Consider the following 19705-nt stretch of genomic DNA (forward strand, 5'->3'; position numbering starts at 1 on the left):
CAAGAATGCTAGACTTACAGGCTGTGATTCTTTTCGGAAACGGAGGTACGTAAAGTTGGCTGGAATTAATTTGGTAAAAGGACAGAAGATTGATTTAACTAAAGGAAATGCCGGGCTGGCTAACGTTATTGTAGGTTTGGGCTGGGACCCTGCCGAACCTGCCCGCGGGTTCTTCGGTGCGAAGAAACAGGCGAATGTGGACTGCGACGCTTCGGCGCTGCTGCTGAACGAGAATGGTAAGCTGACCAGCAAGATGAATTTGGTATGCTTTCACAACAAGCAGAATCCTAACAATTCCGTTGTTCATTCCGGGGATAACCTGACGGGTGATGGTGACGGAGACGATGAGCAAATCAATGTCAATCTGAAGGCGATCCCTTCCGATGTGCACAAGGTCCTTGTAGTAGTTAACATTTATGATGCCGTGAACCGCAAGCAGGATTTCGGCATGATCAAATCGGCGTATATCCGCATTATCAATGCTGCCGGAAATGCCGAGCTGATCCGGTTTAATCTGACCGACAATTACACAGGCTTTACGGCGCTGATCTGTGGAGAGCTTTACCGGCACGGCGAAGAATGGAAGTTTGCCGCAATCGGTGAAGGTGCCCATGCGGCACATATCAATCAATTGGCTGAACGATACATTTAAATCTAATTTCGGAAAGAAGGTTTAATAACTATGGCAATTAATTTATCCAAAGGGCAAAAGATCGATTTGACTAAAAGTAATCCGGGATTGTCCAAAATCAAAGTCGGCCTCGGTTGGGATACCAACAAATACGATGGCGGCAAGGATTTCGACCTCGACGTTTCCGTTTTTCTGACAGATGCCGCAGGTAAAGTTGGGAAAGAAAGCAACTTCATCTTCTTCAACAATAAGCAGAATGAGAATGCTTCCGTTGTTCATGCCGGCGATAACCGTACCGGTGAAGGTGATGGCGATGATGAAGTGATTGAAGTGGATCTGAAGAACATCCCTGCTGATGTTGATAAGGTTGCTTTTACCATTACCATCTATGAAGCGGAGTCCAGAAGCCAGAACTTTGGACAAGTATCCCGTTCTTATGTGCGTATCATCAACGAGGAAAACAATGAAGAACTGATCCGCTTCGACCTTGGTGAAGATTTCTCCGTTGAAACGGGCGTGGTGGTTGGTGAACTGTACCGTCACGGAGCAGAGTGGAAATTTAATGCTATCGGCGCAGGCTACAAAGACGGTCTTGCCGGTCTGACGCGCGATTACGGACTGCAATAAAATTTGCTGCAGCCAACCTAGACATCTAGACCTTAGATGAAACCATTCACGAAAGAGGGTTGATGCCAGTGACGATCAGTCTTTCTAAAGGACAACGGATTGATCTTACCAAGACCAATCCGGGTCTGACGAAGGTAGTGGTGGGACTCGGCTGGGATACGAACAAATACAGTGGCGGCAAGGATTTTGACCTGGATGCTTCAGCGTTCCTGCTGCATGAAGACGGCAAAGCTAAAGGTGCGGACGACTTTGTATTCTACAATAATCCAACCGGCGGTGCAGGCTCTTTAACCTATTCGGGGGATAACCGTACAGGAGAAGGCGACGGGGATGACGAGCAGATCATTGTTGATTTCAGCAAGGTTCCTGCCCATATTCAGCGTATCGGGATCACGGTAACGATCTATGATTGTGATGCACGGGCACAGAACTTTGGACAGGTGTCCAATGCATTTGTTCGTGTCGTGGATGCTTCCAGCGATCGCGAAGTGCTGCGATATGATTTGGGTGAAGATTTCTCAACGGAGACAGCTGTTGTATTCTGTGAATTCTACCGGCATGGTGCCGATTGGAAATTCCAGGCGATTGGAAGCGGATTTGCCGGCGGCCTAAGTGCTCTATGCAGAAACTATGGACTGGACGCGCAATAACAGCTTCAAAGGCTTGAAAGGCGGGATCTCATCGATCCTGCCCTTTTTATACTCTTATCCATTTACAAAGGTGGCTTAAGAATGAATATTGAAGTGGTTAAAGGCCAGAAGGCAGACCTGACCAAAGCAAATCCCGGGCTTCGCTCTATTATCGTGGAGATTGGCTGGCAGGCTCCGTCCTCTATGGAAATTGATGCCTCTGCATTTTTGCTTGGAGAACAAGCCAAAGTGTGCAGCGATGAAGATCTGATCTTTTATAACAATCCATCTACGGCATACATCAGATATAAGGATAAGGATGTAGCCGGTACCAAATCAAGCGGTCTTAAACACTTTGAAATCGAGCTGGATATCATTCCTGCTCAGACGATGAGGATTGCATTTGCAATTACACTGTACGATGGCGAAAACCGCAATCAAATGTTCGGGCAGATGAGCGAGGCCCATTGCCGGATTCTGGATCGGGCGACGGGTATAGAGATTTTGCGCTGTAATCTTGAAAATCATTTCTCTGTGGAAACAGCTGTTGTAGTAGGAGAATTATATAGATATAGCGGTGAGTGGAAATTCAGTGCTATTGTGGCTGGATTTAACGGCGGACTTAAAGCCTTGTGCGCTAACTATGGAATTGATGTCGAAGATGATCCGGTTCCTGAACTCCGTGAACCGCAGAAAGGTTCTGCGCCGGAATTGGTTCGGCCAACCGTACCTCCCGTGCAAGAATCCCGGAGTATCCCGGCGGCTGTACCGCCTGCACCACCCAGGATTGAAGAGGTTTCTGCGCCACCTCTGAATCTCAACCTCAAGAAGATTGAGCTGAAGAAAAAGGGCGATTCCATAAATTTGAAGAAATCAGCTGCCGGTCTTGGAGAAGTGCTCATCAATCTGAATTGGAATCAGAAGCAAGGCGGAGGGTTATTCAGCCGTAAAGGGGGCGTGGATTTGGATCTCGCTTGCCTGTACGAGTTGAAGAATGGCCGTAAAGGAGTCGTTCAAGCGCTGGGCAATGCTTTCGGCAATCTTCAGCAGCCGCCTTATGTGGTGCTCGATGGCGATGACCGGACAGGCACCGTAACATCCGGCGAGAACTTGCGTATAAACGGAAGTAAGCTTGCGGAAATAGAACGAGTTTTAATCTTTTCATTTATTTACAAGGGGGTTACGCACTGGTCTGAAGCCGATGGAGTCGTCACCATCACTCAGGCTGGGGGTCCGGAGATTATTGTGAATCTGGACGAGCATAACAACCGGAAAGGCATGTGCGCTATTGCATTAATCCGGAACGTAGGCGATACATTCAGCATTGAACGGCTTGTGCAATATTTCAGCGGCCATCAGGAGATGGATCAGGCCTATGGCTGGGGACTGCGCTGGGTAGCAGGCAGTAAATAATTTAATTTTTCCGGAGGCGCAAGCAAAATGGATTGGTTCAGTGATTTTTTTAGAAGTATCAGCGAGAATTATGGGCACTTTTTCTCTTGGAGCGACATTGTAGGAACGCTCTCTGACCCGGTCAGCTGGGGGATTATCGGGAGCTTGATTTTGCTCGAAGGGCTGCTATCGGCAGATAATGCGCTTGTGCTTGCGGTAATGGTTAAGCATTTGCCGAAAGAACAGCAGAAGAAGGCGTTGTTTTACGGGATTCTGGGAGCTTACCTCTTTAGATTCCTGGCGATTGGATTAGGGACATTCCTGATTAAATTTACGCTCGTCAAAGTCCTTGGGGCATTATATCTCTTTTATATCGCTTATAAAGGATTATTCAAGCGCAATGAACCCGGTGAAGGTGAAGAAGGGAAAGAACATAAAGGCACCTCTTTCTGGAAAACTGTACTGCTGGTTGAATTGATGGATATTGCGTTCAGTATCGACAGTGTGGTAGCCGCCTTTGGTCTGAGCGACAAAGTCTGGGTACTTTTCTTGGGCGGTATCCTAGGCGTGCTGATGATGCGTGGTGTGGCACAGGTGTTCCTGAAGCTCATTGCCAAGTTCCCTGAACTGGAGCAGACAGCGTTCCTGTTGATTGCCCTGATTGCAGGCAAAATGCTTGCTGGAGCATTCGGATTTGAAATGCCGCATTTCATTTTCTTCACCATTCTGATTGCGGTCTTTGTGGGAACCATTCTGTACAGTTCCGGAAAGAAAAAGAAAGAAATGAACAGAAACGCGTAATTTTAAGGTTTCATAGGATAAAGAGGACCATCACAGGGAAGGTGTGACTCCCTTTTATCCCGGGTAATCGTATATGGAATAGCATGGCCTTTGCTTGTATTTGAGAGAGCCGGAAGCCGTCCCCGAGAGGACGGCATAGCCGGTTCTGCAGCTCTCTATAAGGAGAGGCTATTTGTTTTGCTCCGCTTTGCAAAACTATAAGGGGGAAGGCCTTTGAGATACTTCGATTACCTGACACAAGAACAAGAAACGTCATTATTCTACTCTCCGCCTGTTTCATTTAATCATACTACAAGCAAGGAACTGCTGGCTTATGCGGTTGGGGCCGCTCTCTATATGCCGGCTACCCGGTCCTCTGTGGCTGAAGATATTTTGAAGCTCAGAGCTTCGGGACTGGTGACGGTCATTATTGATCTGGAGGATGCGATAGGCGATGGAGAGGTTGATTACGCTGAAGAGTCAGTGGTAAGGCATCTTTCTTTTCTGTCGGCTTATGCCGAGAATGAGTCTGACCCCGGAAATAGTCTTCCCCTGCTATTTATCCGCGTCCGCAATCCGGAACAGCTGCAGCAGCTGATTTTCCGGCTGGGAGCGCTTATCACCATGCTTACCGGGTTTGTCTTTCCCAAGTTCTCAGTAGACAATGGCGTGGAGTACTTTGAGGCGATTGCCGATTATAACAGTTCACGCAGTTATCTGGCCCCTGTGCTGTATGGCATGCCGATTCTGGAGAGCGCCCCGATTATTTACCGGGAGAGCCGGATAGCCAGCCTGCTGGCCATCCGCAACTTGCTTGGCGATTACCGTGATTATGTGCTGAATGTCCGGATCGGAGCGACCGATTTCTCCAGTCTGTTCGGATTGCGCCGCAGCCTGGACATAAGCATCTATGATCTAACGCCCATCCGCGACTGCATGTCGGATATTATTAATGTGTTCGGCCGGGTGGAAGAAGGTTATGTCATTTCAGGACCGGTCTGGGAGTATTTCTCCAGCAAAGGACACCGGGTGCTCCGCCCGCAGCTGCGGCAGACCCCCTTTGAGGATACCTTCGGCCGGGAGGGCCGGGAGATGCGCAACAATTATATTTCCAGCGCCATGGACGGGTTGATCCGTGAAGTGATTTTGGATAAAGAAAACGGGATTGTCGGCAAGACGATTATCCATCCTTCCCATCTAAGACCGGTGCAGGCCTTGTATACGGTGATGCATGAGGAATATGTGGATGCACTCAGCATTGTAGAGAGCAATGATGGCAGCCGTGGAGTGTTCAAGAGCGAATACTATAACAAAATGAATGAAATTAAGCCGCATTTGAACTGGGCAAGACGTATTTTACTACGATCTCAAGTATACGGGGTGTTACATGAACAACAGCATTTTGTCGGATTACTGCCCGAGAACGAATATACACACGTTTAATATCGTCCAGAACCTGCAAGTTACGGTAACCGAAACATCCAACCCCTTTGATATGCCGGTTGAAGCTTTATTCTCCATGGCTGCACGGATCAATAAAAAGCGTTCCTTTCTCTTTGTCAGCAAGGTGCTCGGCAAGCATATTCCGGTAATGCCCTATACTCCACTGCTCAGCGGAGCAGCGCTGGGGCTGCTTTTATACCGGGAAATGAACGGCGGAGCTGCCGGCAATGAGCAGATGGACAAGCTGCTGGATGCGGCGGTTCACGGACTTATTCATCCTCTCCATGCAGAGGAAGCCTATCACGAGCTGCTGGCCGCGCAGCTGGTGCTTCCGCGGCCGGTCGTTTTTGTAGGTTTTGCCGAGACTGCTACTGCGCTGGGTCATAGCATGTACAACATTTTTGCCGGAGGCGCGTCATATATTCATACCACCCGTGAAGACATTCCGGAGATGGCGTCAATTATCAGCTTTGAAGAAGAGCATTCTCATGCGGTTGACCATCTCTGTTATGCCCTGGACGCTGCCCTGTTATCTGGAGAAGAGCCGATTGTACTCGTAGATGACGAGATTACGACCGGCAATACGGCGATCAACACGATCAGGGATATCCAGTCCAAGTTCCCGCGCAAAGAATACGTAGTAGCCTCCCTGCTGGATTGGAGAAGCGAAGGGCATATTCAGGCTTACCGTGATCTGGAGCAGGAGCTCGGGATTCAGATTAAGGCGTTGTCTCTGCTGCAGGGTTGTATTGAAGTGAAGGGGACGCCTGTGCTGGATGCAGAAGTTGGTAAAGGACAGGCGAAGCCTGCCCGTGAGGCGCCTGTTATGATTACGTATATCCGTGACGGATTGGAGCGGCTGGCAGTAAGCTCTACCGACTCGCGCGGGGAAATCAACACTTCGCCGTATCTGAAGCTTAGCGGCCGCTTCGGTCTTAGCTCGGAGGATAATGTCTGGATCGACAAGGGTGCAGCACAGGTGGCAGCGCAGCTTCGCGAACTGCGCGAGAGCCCCTCTGCCCTGGTGATGGGTGTCGGTGAATTTATGTATCTGCCTATGCGGATTGCGGCCGAAATGGGGGAAGGGGTTGCCTATCAGTCATCCACCCGCAGCCCGATTCATCCGGATCGCCGGCCGGATTATGGCGTGCATAGCGCAGCTGCTTATCCATCGGCCACAGACACGGGGATTACGAATTATATCTACAATGTTGACCCCGGACAATATGGGGATATTTTTGTGCTGCTGGAGCGTGATGTACCTCATAGTCGGATTGAGCCGATGATGGATATTTTGAAGGGGCTGGCCGGCAACAAGGTGCATCTGATTGTACTGGGTCCTGAACTGGAAGTGGAGGTGCCCGCTGATGAAGGGAACGGATAGCGGAGAAACGATCATGAGCAAAAGAATAGCCCCTCCGGTTCCGCTCGGCAGCTATCCTCCATCGGATGTTCGTTTTCTGCTTAAGGATCTCAGTAATGTATCCCTGGAGCTGGGTACGGCGGAGCGGGAGAAAGCCATTCAGTCCGGGGTGAGCTATTCGGAGATGCTTCCTGTGGAATACCAGCCGACGGAGCCGTATATTGCATTGTTTCAGGAGACACTCCGGCACTCTGCGGTAAAGGTTGCGCAGGCGGTTGCGGTTGTCTCCGAGCTGATCGTATCCCGGCGGGGGACAGACCATACGGTGCTGGTCTCCTTGGCCAGAGCGGGAACGCCGATTGGCGTACTGATTAAACGCTATATTGCCGAACGGTACGGCGTGGATCTGCCGCATTACAGCATCTCAATTATCCGCGGCAAAGGCATGGATGAGAACGCAATTCTCTACATGCTGCAGCAGCATGGTATGGATGCCAATCTGCAGTTTATTGACGGCTGGACGGGCAAAGGCGCAATCACCCAGGTGCTTATTGAATCCTGCGCCGATTTTTATAAGAAATACGGGATTGCGCTGAATGACGATCTGGCCGTACTTGCGGATCCGGGAAGCTGTTCGCAGACTTTCGGGACCAGGGCGGATTATCTGATTCCAAGCGCCTGCTTAAATTCGACGGTGTCAGGACTCATAAGCCGTACAGTGCTGCGTGAGGATCTGATCGGCCCGGAGGAGTTCCATGGTGCGAAGTTCTATAGGGAATGGCTGGACAGTGACCTCTCCAATGTGTTTATCGAAGCGATCACACCCCATTTCGCTTCCGTAACCGCGGATGCTGCGGCAATAGCTGCAGGCATGCTGAAAGCGCCGCCGGAGATTACCTGGCAGGGAATGCGTGATGTCCAGAGTATTCAGGAGACGTTCGGCATTGATAACATCAATCTGGTCAAGCCGGGCGTGGGAGAGACGACGCGTGTGCTGCTGCGCAGAGTACCCTGGAAAATTCTTGTCGATACTATGGATAACCCGAATCTGCGCCACATTCTGCTGTTGGCGGAGGAGCGGGGGGTTCCGGTAGAAGTGTATCCCGGGCTTACCTATTCCTGCTGCGGAATTATCCAGCCGCTGAAAGGAGGGGAAAGCGATTGATTTACGCCAGCGATTTAGACCGTACCCTGATCTATTCCCTGGGCGCGCTGCTTGTTCCAGAGGATTCACCGGGATTGGTGCCGGCTGAAATTATTGACGGCAAAACGGTCTCCTATATTTCACACGCAGCACTGCAACGCTTGAAGGAGCTCACCGCAAGTATCATCTTCATGCCGGTGACTACGCGGACCATTGCGGAGTATAAGCGGATCAACCTGTTCCAGGAGACGATTATTCCGGATTATGCCGTCACCAGCAACGGTGGCAACATTCTTGTTCGCGGAGTGGTAGATCAGCAGTGGCGGGCATTGATCGGCAGGCTGGTGGAACGCAATTCAGCTGCCGCTGAAGAAGTGGGAAAGCTTGTACGATCGGTGGTGCGTCCGGAATGGATTATCAACGAACGGTATTGCGATGAGCTGTTCTATACATTTATGGTGTACCGCGGTCTCCTGCCTCTGGATGAGATTAACCATCTGGCAGAACGTCTGCTTGGGTTGGGCTGGAAGGTTTCTCTGCAGGGCCGCAAGCTGTATGTAGTGCCGGAGGCTGTGAACAAAAGCGATGCGATTGTTCATGTGCGCCGCACGGTTCATTCGGAGCCGATGGTTGCTTCGGGGGATTCCCTGCTGGACAAATGTCTGCTGGAGAGCGCGGATTATGCCATTGCCCCGAGGCATGGGGAAATATTTGCCGAGCAGCAGGCCACTCTAGTAGAATTGAACTATCCCTTTACAGAGCTGTCGGGCGTCCATGCCGGGGAAGAAATTATGCAGTATGTTCAGAAGATTTATAACAATCTAACGACATTGGGAGTTGGGCCGCAATGAAAAAGGTAAATATTTATTTCAACCGCTGGTTCTCCGTGGCTTTTCATTATATGAATCTCATACGGAATAATGAGGACGGCATTCCTGTTCAAATCTTTGCTACCCACTCCGATATCCGGCATATGTCGCTGCAAGGCGCTGACGTTGCAGGAACTGAACCTGCTCTGGAAGGGATCGAATACGTGCAGTTCTGTGTAGATTTCTGCCGCCGCAATGAGATTGATATCTTCATCCCGCGTCTGCATATGATGGATATCGCCCTACATGCTGCAATGTTTGATGCCGTCGGCACGAAAGTGCTGGTCTGCCGCGATTTGGAGCTGCTGGAGATGATTTTGGATAAAGGCAAGTTCTATAACAAAGTTAAGGATAGCGGAATAATGGAAATTCCCGATTATCATGTTGTTGATACAGCGGAACAATTCAAGGCGGCTTACGAGGATCTTGTGGCCAAAGGGCATGAGGTCTGCTTTAAGCCTACCGAGACGGAAGGCGGGCTTGGCTTCCGTATCATTAATAACAGCCGCAGCCCTATAGAGGAGCTCTTCGGTTATGTGACGCAGCATATTTCGTTTGATGAGGCATACCGCGTCCTTTCCGGAGTAGACTCGTTTCCTGCCCTGATGGTTATGGAGCTTCTCGAAGGGTACGAGTACAGTATCGACTGTCTGGCGGACGAGAACGGCAGTCTGCTTTCCGCCGTGCCGCGCCGCAAGGACAACGGGCGGCTGCGGGTTATGGAGCATATTCCCGAACTTGAGAATATTGCGAAGCGTGTCGCCGAAACCTATAAGATCCCTTATAATTACAATATACAAATGAAATACGGCGGCGGAGTTCCCAAGCTGTTGGAGATTAACCCCCGGATGTCCGGCGGGCTGCATGTTTCTTGTCTGACTGGTATCAACTTCCCTTATCTGGCGGTTAAAAGCGCGCTGGGCGGCGAGGTTCAGCCTGCCGGGTTTGCCGGTGATATACTGGCCAGCCATATAGAGCAGCCTATGATCATGAGAATACACGATGAATCCGCTATTACGGATCCCGTGAATTGAGTGTGATTTCACACGCTCGCAAGAGGTGATGACAATTTATTCGAAATCAAAAGTATTGTTGTATGCAGGAGCCGGCTATGTTGTGGCTCTGCTGACGAGCGCTTTCCTGCCAGAGCTGCTCTCTCTGCTGTTCCCGGTTGCCGGAGCTGCCATCGGGCTGCTTGGAGGCAAGCGCACACGAACCAACCTGCCGGCGGAGATACTTCCGGCCGGGCAGGAGCCGGCAGCGATCGCCCCCGCTTCTGCTGCGGGCAGTCCTGAAGTGATCCGGGCTGCTCCCGCAGGATCGGAAACCGGTGCACCACATTCCTTGTCCGGCAGAGGACAGGCTGAGGTCAGGATCGGAGCGGAATTCGCTCCGGTGGTGGAGTATCTCAGCATTTTGGAGGATATGATTATTTCGGAGGGTCAGAAGGATACGCTCGACAATGAAATTGTCGAGAAATCATTGGCACTGATCGCCAGGCTCCTGCGGATCATTCCGCTGCTTCAGGAGCTCGGCAACGGTGAGATCAACCACACGGTTCGCAGATTGGTGCTGAAGGACCTGAACGGGGTCATCAATCCTTTCCTGCGGCTTGGCGGTGAGGCCAAAACGAAAAATCGGAGAATGCTGCTGAACGGTCTGCGGGATGTTGATTCTAAAATTACGGAGATTGCCTCTACGATCGAGCATAAAGACCTGATGGAACTTCAGACCAAGGCGGAACTGATTCATCAGCGGTACAGCAGTTCCGAATTATAGGAGGGAAACCCATGTCCACGCAGTTGATAGAGCTCAAAAAAGAAGATGAGCAGAAGGTAGTTGCAGAAGCTTCCCAATTAATTGAGAAGGTAGCCAAGACCGATACCGTTGCACTGGATTCCTTAATGGATGATATCGGCAAGCTTGGGGTGAAGACGCAGGAAAAAGCGGGACAAACCCTGATACTGCTGGATCGCCCGGTCAATGATCTGATGTCCGGCAAACGCGTCGAAGTGCCGAATATGATTATGAAGCTGCGTAATGAATGTGAGAATCTGCAGCAGAGCAAAAATGTCAGCTTTTTCGGCAAAATGCTGCGCAAGAGTCCGCTCAAGAATTATGTCTACAAATATCAGTCCGTACGCACAAATATCGATGCCATCGTGACCGGCCTGCGGGACGGACGTGATACGCTTGAAGAGAGCATTGTCAACATGCGGCAGCTGAAACGCACCTCCATGGACGAAATCTACAACCTGCAGACCAAGATTGCCTTTGGCAACAAGCTGAAGGAGCTGTTCGAGGTGGAAATCGCCAAACCGGAGAATGAATTCCGCAAGGCTTATCTGGAGCGCGGTCTGCGCAAGGTCATGGTGCGGATCCAGTCCATGACCGAGATGATTCTGCTTTATAATCAGGCTATTGCCGCCACGGACATCATCAATGACAACAATGATAAGCTGATTGATTCGGTCAACAATGCGATTGACAAGACGTCAAATCTGATCACCGTATCCGCGATGATTGCAATGTCCCTGGCCGATCAGGAAAATGTCATTTCCGCCGTGGAAGCGACGAACAAGACGATTGAGGACCAGTTCAAGGAGAATGCGCGTCTGCTGCGCACCACGACTGAGAAGACGACAGAGCTGCTGTCCAAGCCTTCCATGTCGCTGGAGGCAGTGAATCAGGCCATCGGCGATCTGCTCAGTGCCTTGGATACCTCCGAGCAGTCCAACCGCCGGATTATCGAAAGCTGCCAGGATTATACGTCCAAAATGACGACAATCAACACGCAGCTGAACAACCGTCTCGGGCTGAACGAAGCCTCGCAGCCGCAAGTGCTGAAGCAAGCCGGCAGCGATAGCGAGCTGAGCAGCTTCTTGAACTGACACCTTGTCCGAGTATAGATAAACAGCTATTTCGTTCTAGCCTGCTGGATGGTTCAGCAGGATTTTTTTGCGCATAGCGGTTAAGCCTCGGATATCAGCAGCTTAAGATTCATTCATAATAGAGTACTACCCTACATAAGTTGTCACTAAGGCAACGTATGGAGGAAGTGAGGAACTGCGGATGATTCTGGGATGCCTGATATTTGTGCTTATTGTCGTAGCCAGCAGCGAAAAGGCGGAAGCCATTGCCAAGCTGAATGATCCGGATGACGGCAGCTAGCACAGCGGCAACGGATTCTCACTAAATAAAATTTGTAATATATTGACGCTCCGTGATTCAAGCAATTTCCAGCGGTTTATTGGGTATAATACCCTAGGGGGCTGTATCAGCCTGCCATCATCGCGGAAAATACAAGCATTAAGCGGAGGTCATATGGAGAACGAGGCACTGCTGCAGGTTGAGAAATTGGCGCTGAAGAAACAGAAGATTTATCAGCAAAGCATTTTGCGTTATATCGCCAGAGCAATGCTGGCTAGTATGTTTATCGGATTCGGCGTAATTGTAGCCTTCAAGACGGGCAACTTTTTCTACATGGAGCAATCACCGATGACCTATCCGATGGCTGCGATTACGTTCGGCGCAGCCATCATCCTGATCTCCTACGGCGGAGGCGATTTGTTCACCGGGGATACATTTTATTACACGTATGCTGCCTTAAGACGCAAGATGCAGTGGACCGAGGTGGTGCGGATGTGGGTCATCAGCTACATCGGCAATATTCTCGGGGCCACCGCCTTTGCGCTGCTGATTTTTTTGACAGGATTGTTCTATGACTCCAGTGTGAACGGATTCCTGTTGAATGTGGTGGCCCACAAGATGGAAGCCCCGGCAATGCAGCTGTTCTTCCGCGCGATTCTGTGTAACTGGCTGGTCTGTCTGGCGTTTTTTGTTCCGATGTCAATGAAAAGCGACGGGGCTAAAATGTTCGCCATGGTCCTGTTCGTATTCTGCTTCTTTATTTCCGGATATGAACACAGCATAGCTAACATGTGTACCTTTGCGATTGCACTGGTGCTCGATCATCCCGGTACGATTTCTTGGGGCGGTGTGGTGCACAATCTGGTGCCTGTCACCATTGGGAATCTGATTGGCGGCGGTGTATTGATGGGTGTAATGTATTACTATGTGAACAAGCCGTTTCTTGACGAGGAGCATGACAAGCCCAAGGATACGCATTAACCCAAGACCAACCAGCCCGCTTCCCCAGATTGGGAGGGCGGGCTGGTTTTTTGGGGACGGTGGTGTTTGGAATTAGCCAAATACCGTAGGTTACCTTTTTGCTTAAACGGCAATGGCCTTCAAGTTTGGCGAGATCAACAACTTTGCCCTGGTTGCCTTTTGAACGTCTTCCACCGACAGACCCGGCGCAATTTCCTTCAGCATCAGCCCTGTGCCCGGAATCACATCGATGACAGCCATTTCGGTTACAATGGTTTGCACAACATTTACAGCAGTCAGGGGAAGCTTGCAATGTTCTAATATTTTCGGTTCCCCATCTTTGTTCACATGGTCCATGGCTACAATGACACGCTTGGCCCCGACCACCAAATCCATAGCTCCCCCCATGCCCGGCACTTTTTTTCCTGGAATCATCCAGCTTGCAAGGTTGCCGTTCTCATCAACCTCCAAGGCACCCAAGACGGTGATGTCCACATGCCCTCCACGGATGATGGAGAATGAAAGCGCACTGTCAAAATAGCAAGCTCCTGCCATTGTTGTAACATAACTTCCGCCAGAATCAATACAATCGATATTTTCTTGTTCCTTTGTGGCTTTGGGGCCAACACCAAGGATTCCGTTCTCAGCCTGCAGCATAATATGAACATTATCGGGAATATAGTTTACTGCCATGGTAGGCATGCCGACACCCAGGTTGACCACATCGCCGTCTTTGAATTCCTGGGCGATTCTTCTCACAATGAATTCTCGGTTATTCATGCATATCCCCTACCTTTACAATGGCGTCGATAAATATTCCGGGTACGTTGACATGATTGGGATCAATCTCCCCGAGCTTTACATATTCGTCTGTCTGGGCAACTACATAATCTGCCGCCGTAGCCATAACGAAATTGAAGTTGCGTGAGGATCCGTTGATCACAAGATTGCCCGCTTCATCTGCCTTATGGGCTCTGATTAGCGCCACGTCCGCTTTGAGCGGCAGTTCGAGCAGATATTCCTTTCCGTCAATATCAATTTTCCTTTTGCCTTCCTCTACAATGGTACCTACACCTACAGGTGTTAAAACACCGCCCAAGCCTGCTCCTCCTGCACGTATTTTTTCAGCTAACGTGCCTTGCGGGAAGAGGTTTACCTCAGCTTCTTTGGTCATAAGGAGTCTTCCCGTTTCCGGATTGGAGCCGATATAGGATGCATAAATCCGCTTGACTCTGCCGCTTTTTACAAGCTTATATATAGATAATTCTGTGGTGCCAGTATCATTGGAAATAATGGAGAGATTACCGGCGGAATGGGTCTCGACAAGCGCACGCACCAACTGTTCCGGATGGCCTCCGGCCAGAAAACCGCCGACCATCACCGTGTCTCCGTCTTTGACCTTCTTAACGGCGTCTTCTGCGGAGATTAATTTGTTATTCATGGTTTCTGACTCCTTGTATATTTTTTTGAAAATATAGAATTTATATGTTTCACGCTATATATTATCCGTCTATTTCTCGCTGAAACACCCCGTCCTTTAAAAGGACGGCGTAGCCGTTTCCACTTGGAAAGCAAAGTTTACTGGAGATAATCATGAATGACTCTTGCGTAGGGCAGCGTTAAATCGGCAATAAAATGTTTGCCGCCGATATACGCCTTAACAGGAAAATCTGCCACAGGAGCATGGACGTGGGGGGTCAGACTTAACCGGGCCGGCCCTGACCAGGCACCCTTTACTGTAATATTCTCGAGATTGTAGGCCACTAACTGCGCAATTTTAGGGGTACCATCAACATCGGGAATTAATTTTAGATTCACTTGGGTTTTTGCGATGGCTGTAGCCGTGTCCTTTTCACCGAGAATGTTATGTTTGAAAGGCATGGTTCCCATGGCGACCAGGGCATGGTTATAATGTAATGTACCGGTCAGCGTTTCTGTACCTTCAACACTCAGGCGGGGATTCGCCCATTTTTTGGGGAACCCCCAAATTTCACGTCCTCCAAGAATAGCAGGTGCGTTATCCAAATACATTTGGGCAACAAAATTGCAGGGTTCGCCCTGAAAGGTACACGGGATGACAATACCGCTCTCCTCATAGCTTCCTAGACCGGATGAATCAGGCATCTTGATCCATTCATAGGAAACGGTGTTGCTTCCATCCGGCTGAAGAGGCTCCGGGACCGCCTGTCTAATCGCAGCGGGATCGGATTCATAGGTAATTATAAAAAATTCCCTGTCGATGAAGCGGTAGGGGGGACGGCCATAACTAGCGCTGGCTGCAGGCATGGACTGTAGTGAAAAAATCTCTTGTGGATTCATAACAATCGGATCTCCCTTTCTTGTAGAAGAGTGTTAGATGAGTGCATTCTCAATCAGCATCGCGATTCCCATACCCGTTCCGATACATAACGAGGCTATGCCATAACGCGCAGAGCTTCGTACCATTTCATGCACAAGCGTAACCAATATCCTCGCTCCGCTTGCACCGACAGGGTGTCCAATCGCGATTGCGCCGCCATTGACATTCACCTTCTCCGGGTTGACCCCAAGCTCTTTTATTACCGCTAATGCTTGTGCAGCGAAGGCTTCATTAATCTCAAACAGATCGATGGCATCAAGGGAGATTCCCTGATCCTTAAGAAGTGACGAAACGGCTTTCACCGGGCCCATCCCCATATATGCAGGGTCAACACCAACAAGTGAATAACCCTTGATATAGGCCAACGGTTGTACCGCATGTTCCTTGCATTTATCTTCCGACATAACAAGTACAGCCGCCGCTCCATCATTGATCCCCGAGGCATTTCCGGCAGTAACCGATCCGTTTGTTTTAAATGCAGGTTTTAAATTAGAAAGTTTTTCTTTGCTTGCATCTCCTCTTACATGTTCATCCTCTGAGAACCAAATATTCTCTTTTTTGCTTTTGGTCAGAACGGGAACAATCTGCTCTGCAAAAACATGCTTGTTTTTTGCTTCTATAGCCTTGATCTGGCTTCCATAGGCAAATTCATCCTGCTCAAGTCTTGAAATGTTATATTTCGCGGCAATGTTTTCTGCGGTAATTCCCATATGATATTTGTTGATGGGACATGTAAGGCCGTCGGCTACCACGGTGTCTATCAATTCACTGTTGCCCAGCTTGTAGCCATTTCGGGCATTCCTTAGTACATAAGGGGCGTTCGACATGCTCTCCATACCTCCAGCTAAGAGGACGCCGCCTTGTTCTGCCAAAATAGAGTTGTAAGCTAAAGCGACGGCATGAAGCCCTGAACCGCAAACCGTGTTTATTGTTGATGCAGGTACTTCAATGGGAATGCCGGCTTTTAATGCCGCCTGTCTGGCAGGATTTTGGCCAGTGCCAGCTTGAAGGACATTTCCTAAGTAAATTTGATCAATCAATGCAGGCTCTAGTTGACTTTGCTGAAGGCAGGCCGTCATCACGTTTGCCCCCAATTCTGAGGCACTAACTGACGAAAGTCCGTTGTTAAAAGAACCGACGGCTGTTCTTAATGGGCTTACCAATGCAACTTTTTTCACAAGTTCTCACATTCCTTTCACTGTGTTTAAGAAACTTACATGCGGGTATATACCACGGTGCATGAGAGAGTGAGCGTTATAGTTTGATCGCCTTCTTTCGTCCTTATTTGGAATTAATTAGCAAATTAATCGTAAGTCTAATGTTCATTTTACTCAATGTTCAAATAAATACAAAAATTAACATATTGATATGTATGGGGCCTTGTATACTCATATAATGAAGCCGTTCTATCATTTTCATTGTTTTTCTGGATGTTTCTGGTTATTTCAGAAAAAACGAATGAAAAGTGAAAAAGAGTTCAAGTCAAAAACGCCACCGGCCCGTTATTTCGGGCCGGTGGCGTTTTGCATAGATATGTTCGCTGTCTACCATTTGGAGCCGCCAGAGGAATTTCTGCCGGATTTGCCGCCGCCACCGCCCCAGGATGACCCGCCAGTCGAGCGGCCGCCGCCTCCCCAAGAGGAACCGCCGGATGATCTGCCGCCGTCGAAGCCGCCGGAAGAGGAGCCACGCTTGCGTGCCTGCTCCCGGCGCTGCTGTTCCCGCAGGATGGCCAGCTGTGCCAGGCGCTCCTCTTCTTCTTTTTGGCGTACGAGACGGTTCGCTTCCTCCACGAAGGAGGAAATCCGGGACTCGTAGGCATGTGCCACAGCTTCCAGTTCATCCAGGTTATAAGGCCGGATGGACAGCCGCTGCTCCAGTTCACCATACTCAGGGATTAGGGAGAGCTGGAATTGGCTTCTGGAGGCGATTCCCTTGCTCTGAAGCCGCCGCTGGGCCGTATCCACACGCTCCTGTCCTTCCGGCAGGAGCCGGGTGACGTTAGCTAAGCGTTGGCCCAGCATATTGAGACTTTCGCCGACATTGTCGAACTTCTGGGCGGTTTCTTCCTGAAGTTTGAGCAACTGGTCCAGGCTATTGCGGGCATTGTCATATTCCCCCCGCTGGTCACTGGTCCAGGTTTCGATCTGCGGAACTTCTCCCGCACCCTGACGGAGCTGTGTTCCCGCAGTCTCCATTACCTCCTCAAGCAGGGTCAGGTGGATCTCCGCAAACCGGCTGCGGGCTTCGGAGATCCGGCTGTTCAGCTCATTGCGCCGCTGAGACAGCCCGCTCCAACGGCTGCGGATCGTATCCAGATCCCTCAGGTTGTTCTGGCGGATCAGGGCCTGGCGTTCTGTCATGGCAATGGCATCGCCCAGCAGGGAATCCATACGGGCAGCGATTTTGCGCACCTCATCCATGTCTCCACTGCGCAGGGGAGCTTCAAGTGTTGCGGCTGCTGCGGAGGCCTGATCCAGATTCTCATAAGGTTTGACCTTCATATTGTGGAGGGAATTCTGTTCGATCAATGCGGCGATTGTGCTGCGGGCAGCCGCCAGAACTCCAGGGAAGTTATTCAATTTGTCGTCATACGTATCGACATCGTGCAGATCCTGCTCGATCTGCGCCTGCTTCTCCTGCGCCTCCCCGGTCATATCCTGTGCGGCAATTGGGTCGAACAGCTCCAGCTCATCCGCTTTGGCGGTCTCTTCAGCCAGCTCTTTCAGATCATCGGCAATTTCCTGCAGCCCATAGCCGGTCTCCTTGACCGCACTCTGAAGCTGGAGGTTCAATTCAGGCGCTTCCTTCTTCAGTTCGGTAATCTGCTGTTTAACGTTGCGGTCAGCATCACTGATTACGGCAATGTGCTGCTCTTCTTCCTCCAGCGAGGAGCGGAAAGCTGTTTCAGTCTGCTGCAACTGTGAGCTGGCAGCCTTAAGCGCCTTCAGACGGTAGAAGGGAGGCTGTGAGCTTTGGCTGCTCTGCAATGCGGAGATCTCCACCAGCTGTGCAGACAGCCGCTTGGAGATTCCCTCGACCATTTCTCCCGTCTTGCCTTGAACAATTCCCTGGAACGGCTGCAGGGACTCCAGCGCCCGGTTCGCCCGGACCAGCAAGTCGGCCAGCTGCTCCTGCTGGCTGCCGAGCTGCCCCCGTCTGCGCAGGCCGGTGAACAGCACATACAGCACTAATGCCAGCAGCGCTATCCCAATGACAATGCCGGCCATCTTCAGCAGTCCAAGGCCTGGGTCGCTGCTGCTGCTGCTGCCAGTGCCGCCGAAGGAGTGCAGCTTCTGAATCATGGAACGGATTCCTCCGGCAAAATCCCCTTCCCGGGCATAAGGATTAAAATACGTGTCCAGCAGCCCCGTGAGGGCTGCGGTATCCAAGGCTCCGCCTTTAGCTTGAGACCAGGAGTTGATAGAGTCCTGTAGGCCCGGATTGTTGAAGTTCAGTTCAACTCTCTGGTCTCCCGCAGAGATCAGAAGGAGAACATCCTGCGGCGTCAGGCCCCAGGAATCATAGACTTCAGTGGCATAGGTGCCAGGCTCGGCGCCATCCAAAGAATCGACAGTCAGCACCCGGATGGTATAGCGGTCTCCCTCAGCAATAGCGGCAATAGCAGCTGTCTCCTGCTTCGTGAGCAGACCGGCTTCATCGATAATCAGTCCCTGCTGAGCGGGAATCGCTGCCGCATAGATACTTGGCATCCATAGCAGGCTGATGATCAGGAACAAGGATATATATTTTTTCAAACTGGCACGCTCCGATCTATAGGACTATTGTTCAGTATATTATGCTGATTATTATACTATATCATTAAACATTTTAAGCTTTGCAGATGCACTTTAAAGCAATTAATGGCCCTTTCGCAGCTTGTATCAATTGTTTTTCTATAAATGGAAACAAAAAAAGCCACACCCCCGTAATCCGGGAATGCGGCATTCTGCACGATCATTATCTGATTTGCAGGCAGAGAATATATTGTAATCTGGATTTAATTTCTTTTTGCCATTTCAAATCTCCAACTTTAACAGCAAGATTGAGCAGATCCAGATAGTCGTCAACCTGCAGAGCGGTCCGGGTATTGGCTGAGTTCATGGGTGTTCAGTCTCCTTTTAACTCCATATAGTGAATTGGATATATTCGTTTATTTAATAATGATAATCATTATCAAGTGTTATTGCTATTATCCACATTTTAAGCTAAAAAAGCAATATAAAAAATTAAAAAGATGAACTGTTTTTTGTAATGGACAGCGCAGCACCTTACTCAAGCGGGGCAGTGAACTGGTATATTTGCACATTTTATCACAATAGGTCGGGTAAACTTGCAGGAACCATACCATTTTTTGT

The 19705-nt window shown here is 50.0% G+C and carries 19 protein-coding genes; 13 read left to right on the forward strand and 6 right to left on the reverse strand.

Annotated features, from left to right (window positions below):
• Positions 1–55 precede the first annotated feature (55 nt).
• The 13 genes from NST99_RS01730 (at position 56) to NST99_RS01790 (ending at position 13009) form a co-directional block, all read left to right on the forward strand.
• Complete coding sequence (locus NST99_RS01730; protein WP_341089337.1) at positions 56–652, forward strand: TerD family protein; 597 nt, start codon at positions 56–58, stop codon at positions 650–652.
• A gap of 30 nt (positions 653–682) precedes the next feature.
• Positions 683–1258, forward strand: coding sequence for a TerD family protein (locus NST99_RS01735; protein WP_341089338.1), 576 nt, complete (start codon positions 683–685; stop codon positions 1256–1258).
• Between the two features lie 68 nt (positions 1259–1326).
• A complete protein-coding gene (locus tag NST99_RS01740; RefSeq protein WP_341089339.1) occupies positions 1327–1908 on the forward strand; it encodes a TerD family protein in 582 nt (193 codons plus the stop codon).
• A gap of 81 nt (positions 1909–1989) precedes the next feature.
• A complete protein-coding gene (locus NST99_RS01745; RefSeq protein WP_341089340.1) occupies positions 1990–3300 on the forward strand; it encodes a TerD family protein in 1311 nt (436 codons plus the stop codon).
• A gap of 27 nt (positions 3301–3327) precedes the next feature.
• On the forward strand, positions 3328–4080 hold the full coding sequence (locus NST99_RS01750) for a TerC family protein (protein WP_341089342.1): 753 nt from the start codon (positions 3328–3330) through the stop codon (positions 4078–4080).
• A gap of 213 nt (positions 4081–4293) precedes the next feature.
• The gene (locus NST99_RS01755; RefSeq protein ID WP_341089344.1) at positions 4294–5502 is read left to right on the forward strand and encodes an HpcH/HpaI aldolase/citrate lyase family protein; all 1209 of its coding nucleotides are present in this window, start codon (positions 4294–4296) and stop codon (positions 5500–5502) included.
• A 76-nt stretch (positions 5503–5578) separates the two neighbouring features.
• Positions 5579–6886: a phosphoribosyltransferase family protein gene (locus NST99_RS01760; RefSeq protein WP_341097520.1), complete on the forward strand. Its 1308-nt coding sequence runs from the start codon at positions 5579–5581 to the stop codon at positions 6884–6886.
• The gene (locus NST99_RS01765; RefSeq protein WP_341089345.1) at positions 6870–8030 is read left to right on the forward strand and encodes a cysteine protease StiP family protein; all 1161 of its coding nucleotides are present in this window, start codon (positions 6870–6872) and stop codon (positions 8028–8030) included. Before NST99_RS01760 ends, NST99_RS01765 begins: the two co-directional genes overlap by 17 nt.
• Positions 8027–8860 (forward strand): HAD family hydrolase, encoded by an 834-nt coding sequence (locus tag NST99_RS01770; RefSeq protein WP_341089347.1) that lies wholly within the window; start codon positions 8027–8029, stop codon positions 8858–8860. Before NST99_RS01765 ends, NST99_RS01770 begins: the two co-directional genes overlap by 4 nt.
• The gene (locus NST99_RS01775) at positions 8857–9912 is read left to right on the forward strand and encodes an ATP-grasp domain-containing protein (protein WP_341089349.1); all 1056 of its coding nucleotides are present in this window, start codon (positions 8857–8859) and stop codon (positions 9910–9912) included. Before NST99_RS01770 ends, NST99_RS01775 begins: the two co-directional genes overlap by 4 nt.
• Before the next feature lie 34 nt (positions 9913–9946).
• Positions 9947–10657, forward strand: a complete 711-nt coding sequence (locus NST99_RS01780; protein ID WP_341097521.1) for a hypothetical protein — start codon at positions 9947–9949, stop codon at positions 10655–10657.
• Between the two features lie 11 nt (positions 10658–10668).
• Complete coding sequence (locus NST99_RS01785; protein WP_341089350.1) at positions 10669–11769, forward strand: toxic anion resistance protein; 1101 nt, start codon at positions 10669–10671, stop codon at positions 11767–11769.
• 433 nt (positions 11770–12202) lie between these two features.
• Entirely contained in the window at positions 12203–13009 is an 807-nt protein-coding gene (locus NST99_RS01790; protein WP_341089351.1) for a formate/nitrite transporter family protein, read from the forward strand.
• A gap of 102 nt (positions 13010–13111) precedes the next feature.
• On the opposite strand, the gene NST99_RS01795 is transcribed toward NST99_RS01790, so the two are convergent.
• The 6 genes from NST99_RS01795 to NST99_RS01820 all read right to left on the reverse strand — a co-directional run bounded on the left by NST99_RS01795 (position 13112) and on the right by NST99_RS01820 (position 19451).
• Complete coding sequence (locus NST99_RS01795) at positions 13112–13768, reverse strand: 3-oxoacid CoA-transferase subunit B (RefSeq protein ID WP_341089352.1); 657 nt, start codon at positions 13766–13768, stop codon at positions 13112–13114.
• Positions 13761–14429 carry a CoA transferase subunit A gene (locus NST99_RS01800; protein WP_341089354.1) on the reverse strand — a complete coding sequence of 223 codons (669 nt, stop codon included), beginning with the start codon at positions 14427–14429 and terminating at the stop codon, positions 13761–13763. The genes NST99_RS01795 and NST99_RS01800 overlap by 8 nt, the downstream gene beginning before the upstream one ends.
• A gap of 137 nt (positions 14430–14566) precedes the next feature.
• Positions 14567–15307 (reverse strand): acetoacetate decarboxylase, encoded by a 741-nt coding sequence (locus tag NST99_RS01805; RefSeq protein ID WP_341089356.1) that lies wholly within the window; start codon positions 15305–15307, stop codon positions 14567–14569.
• A gap of 33 nt (positions 15308–15340) precedes the next feature.
• Positions 15341–16525 carry an acetyl-CoA C-acetyltransferase gene (locus NST99_RS01810; RefSeq protein ID WP_341089357.1) on the reverse strand — a complete coding sequence of 395 codons (1185 nt, stop codon included), beginning with the start codon at positions 16523–16525 and terminating at the stop codon, positions 15341–15343.
• Positions 16526–16891: 366 nt separating this feature from the next.
• Complete coding sequence (locus NST99_RS01815; protein WP_341089359.1) at positions 16892–19105, reverse strand: TPM domain-containing protein; 2214 nt, start codon at positions 19103–19105, stop codon at positions 16892–16894.
• A gap of 202 nt (positions 19106–19307) precedes the next feature.
• Entirely contained in the window at positions 19308–19451 is a 144-nt protein-coding gene (locus tag NST99_RS01820; RefSeq protein ID WP_179091777.1) for a hypothetical protein, read from the reverse strand.
• Between the last annotated feature and the right edge of the window lie 254 nt (positions 19452–19705).

The sequence above is a fragment of the Paenibacillus sp. FSL L8-0470 genome (assembly GCF_038008625.1).
In the GTDB taxonomy this organism is placed as follows: domain Bacteria; phylum Bacillota; class Bacilli; order Paenibacillales; family Paenibacillaceae; genus Paenibacillus_AQ.

What these genes read in the sequence shown, in the direction of transcription:
- NST99_RS01735 (WP_341089338.1), top strand. Translation starts at nt 683, where the DNA reads ATGGCAATTAATTTATCCAAAGGGCAAAAGATCGATTTGACTAAAAGT.
- NST99_RS01745 (WP_341089340.1), top strand. Translation starts at nt 1,990, where the DNA reads ATGAATATTGAAGTGGTTAAAGGCCAGAAGGCAGACCTGACCAAAGCA.
- NST99_RS01750 (WP_341089342.1), top strand. Translation starts at nt 3,328, where the DNA reads ATGGATTGGTTCAGTGATTTTTTTAGAAGTATCAGCGAGAATTATGGG.
- NST99_RS01760 (WP_341097520.1), top strand. Translation starts at nt 5,579, where the DNA reads ATGGCTGCACGGATCAATAAAAAGCGTTCCTTTCTCTTTGTCAGCAAG.
- NST99_RS01765 (WP_341089345.1), top strand. Translation starts at nt 6,870, where the DNA reads ATGAAGGGAACGGATAGCGGAGAAACGATCATGAGCAAAAGAATAGCC.
- NST99_RS01775 (WP_341089349.1), top strand. Translation starts at nt 8,857, where the DNA reads ATGAAAAAGGTAAATATTTATTTCAACCGCTGGTTCTCCGTGGCTTTT.
- NST99_RS01785 (WP_341089350.1), top strand. Translation starts at nt 10,669, where the DNA reads ATGTCCACGCAGTTGATAGAGCTCAAAAAAGAAGATGAGCAGAAGGTA.
- NST99_RS01790 (WP_341089351.1), top strand. Translation starts at nt 12,203, where the DNA reads ATGGAGAACGAGGCACTGCTGCAGGTTGAGAAATTGGCGCTGAAGAAA.
- NST99_RS01795 (WP_341089352.1), bottom strand. Translation starts at nt 13,768, where the DNA reads ATGAATAACCGAGAATTCATTGTGAGAAGAATCGCCCAGGAATTCAAA.
- NST99_RS01800 (WP_341089354.1), bottom strand. Translation starts at nt 14,429, where the DNA reads ATGAATAACAAATTAATCTCCGCAGAAGACGCCGTTAAGAAGGTCAAA.
- NST99_RS01805 (WP_341089356.1), bottom strand. Translation starts at nt 15,307, where the DNA reads ATGAATCCACAAGAGATTTTTTCACTACAGTCCATGCCTGCAGCCAGC.
- NST99_RS01820 (WP_179091777.1), bottom strand. Translation starts at nt 19,451, where the DNA reads ATGAACTCAGCCAATACCCGGACCGCTCTGCAGGTTGACGACTATCTG.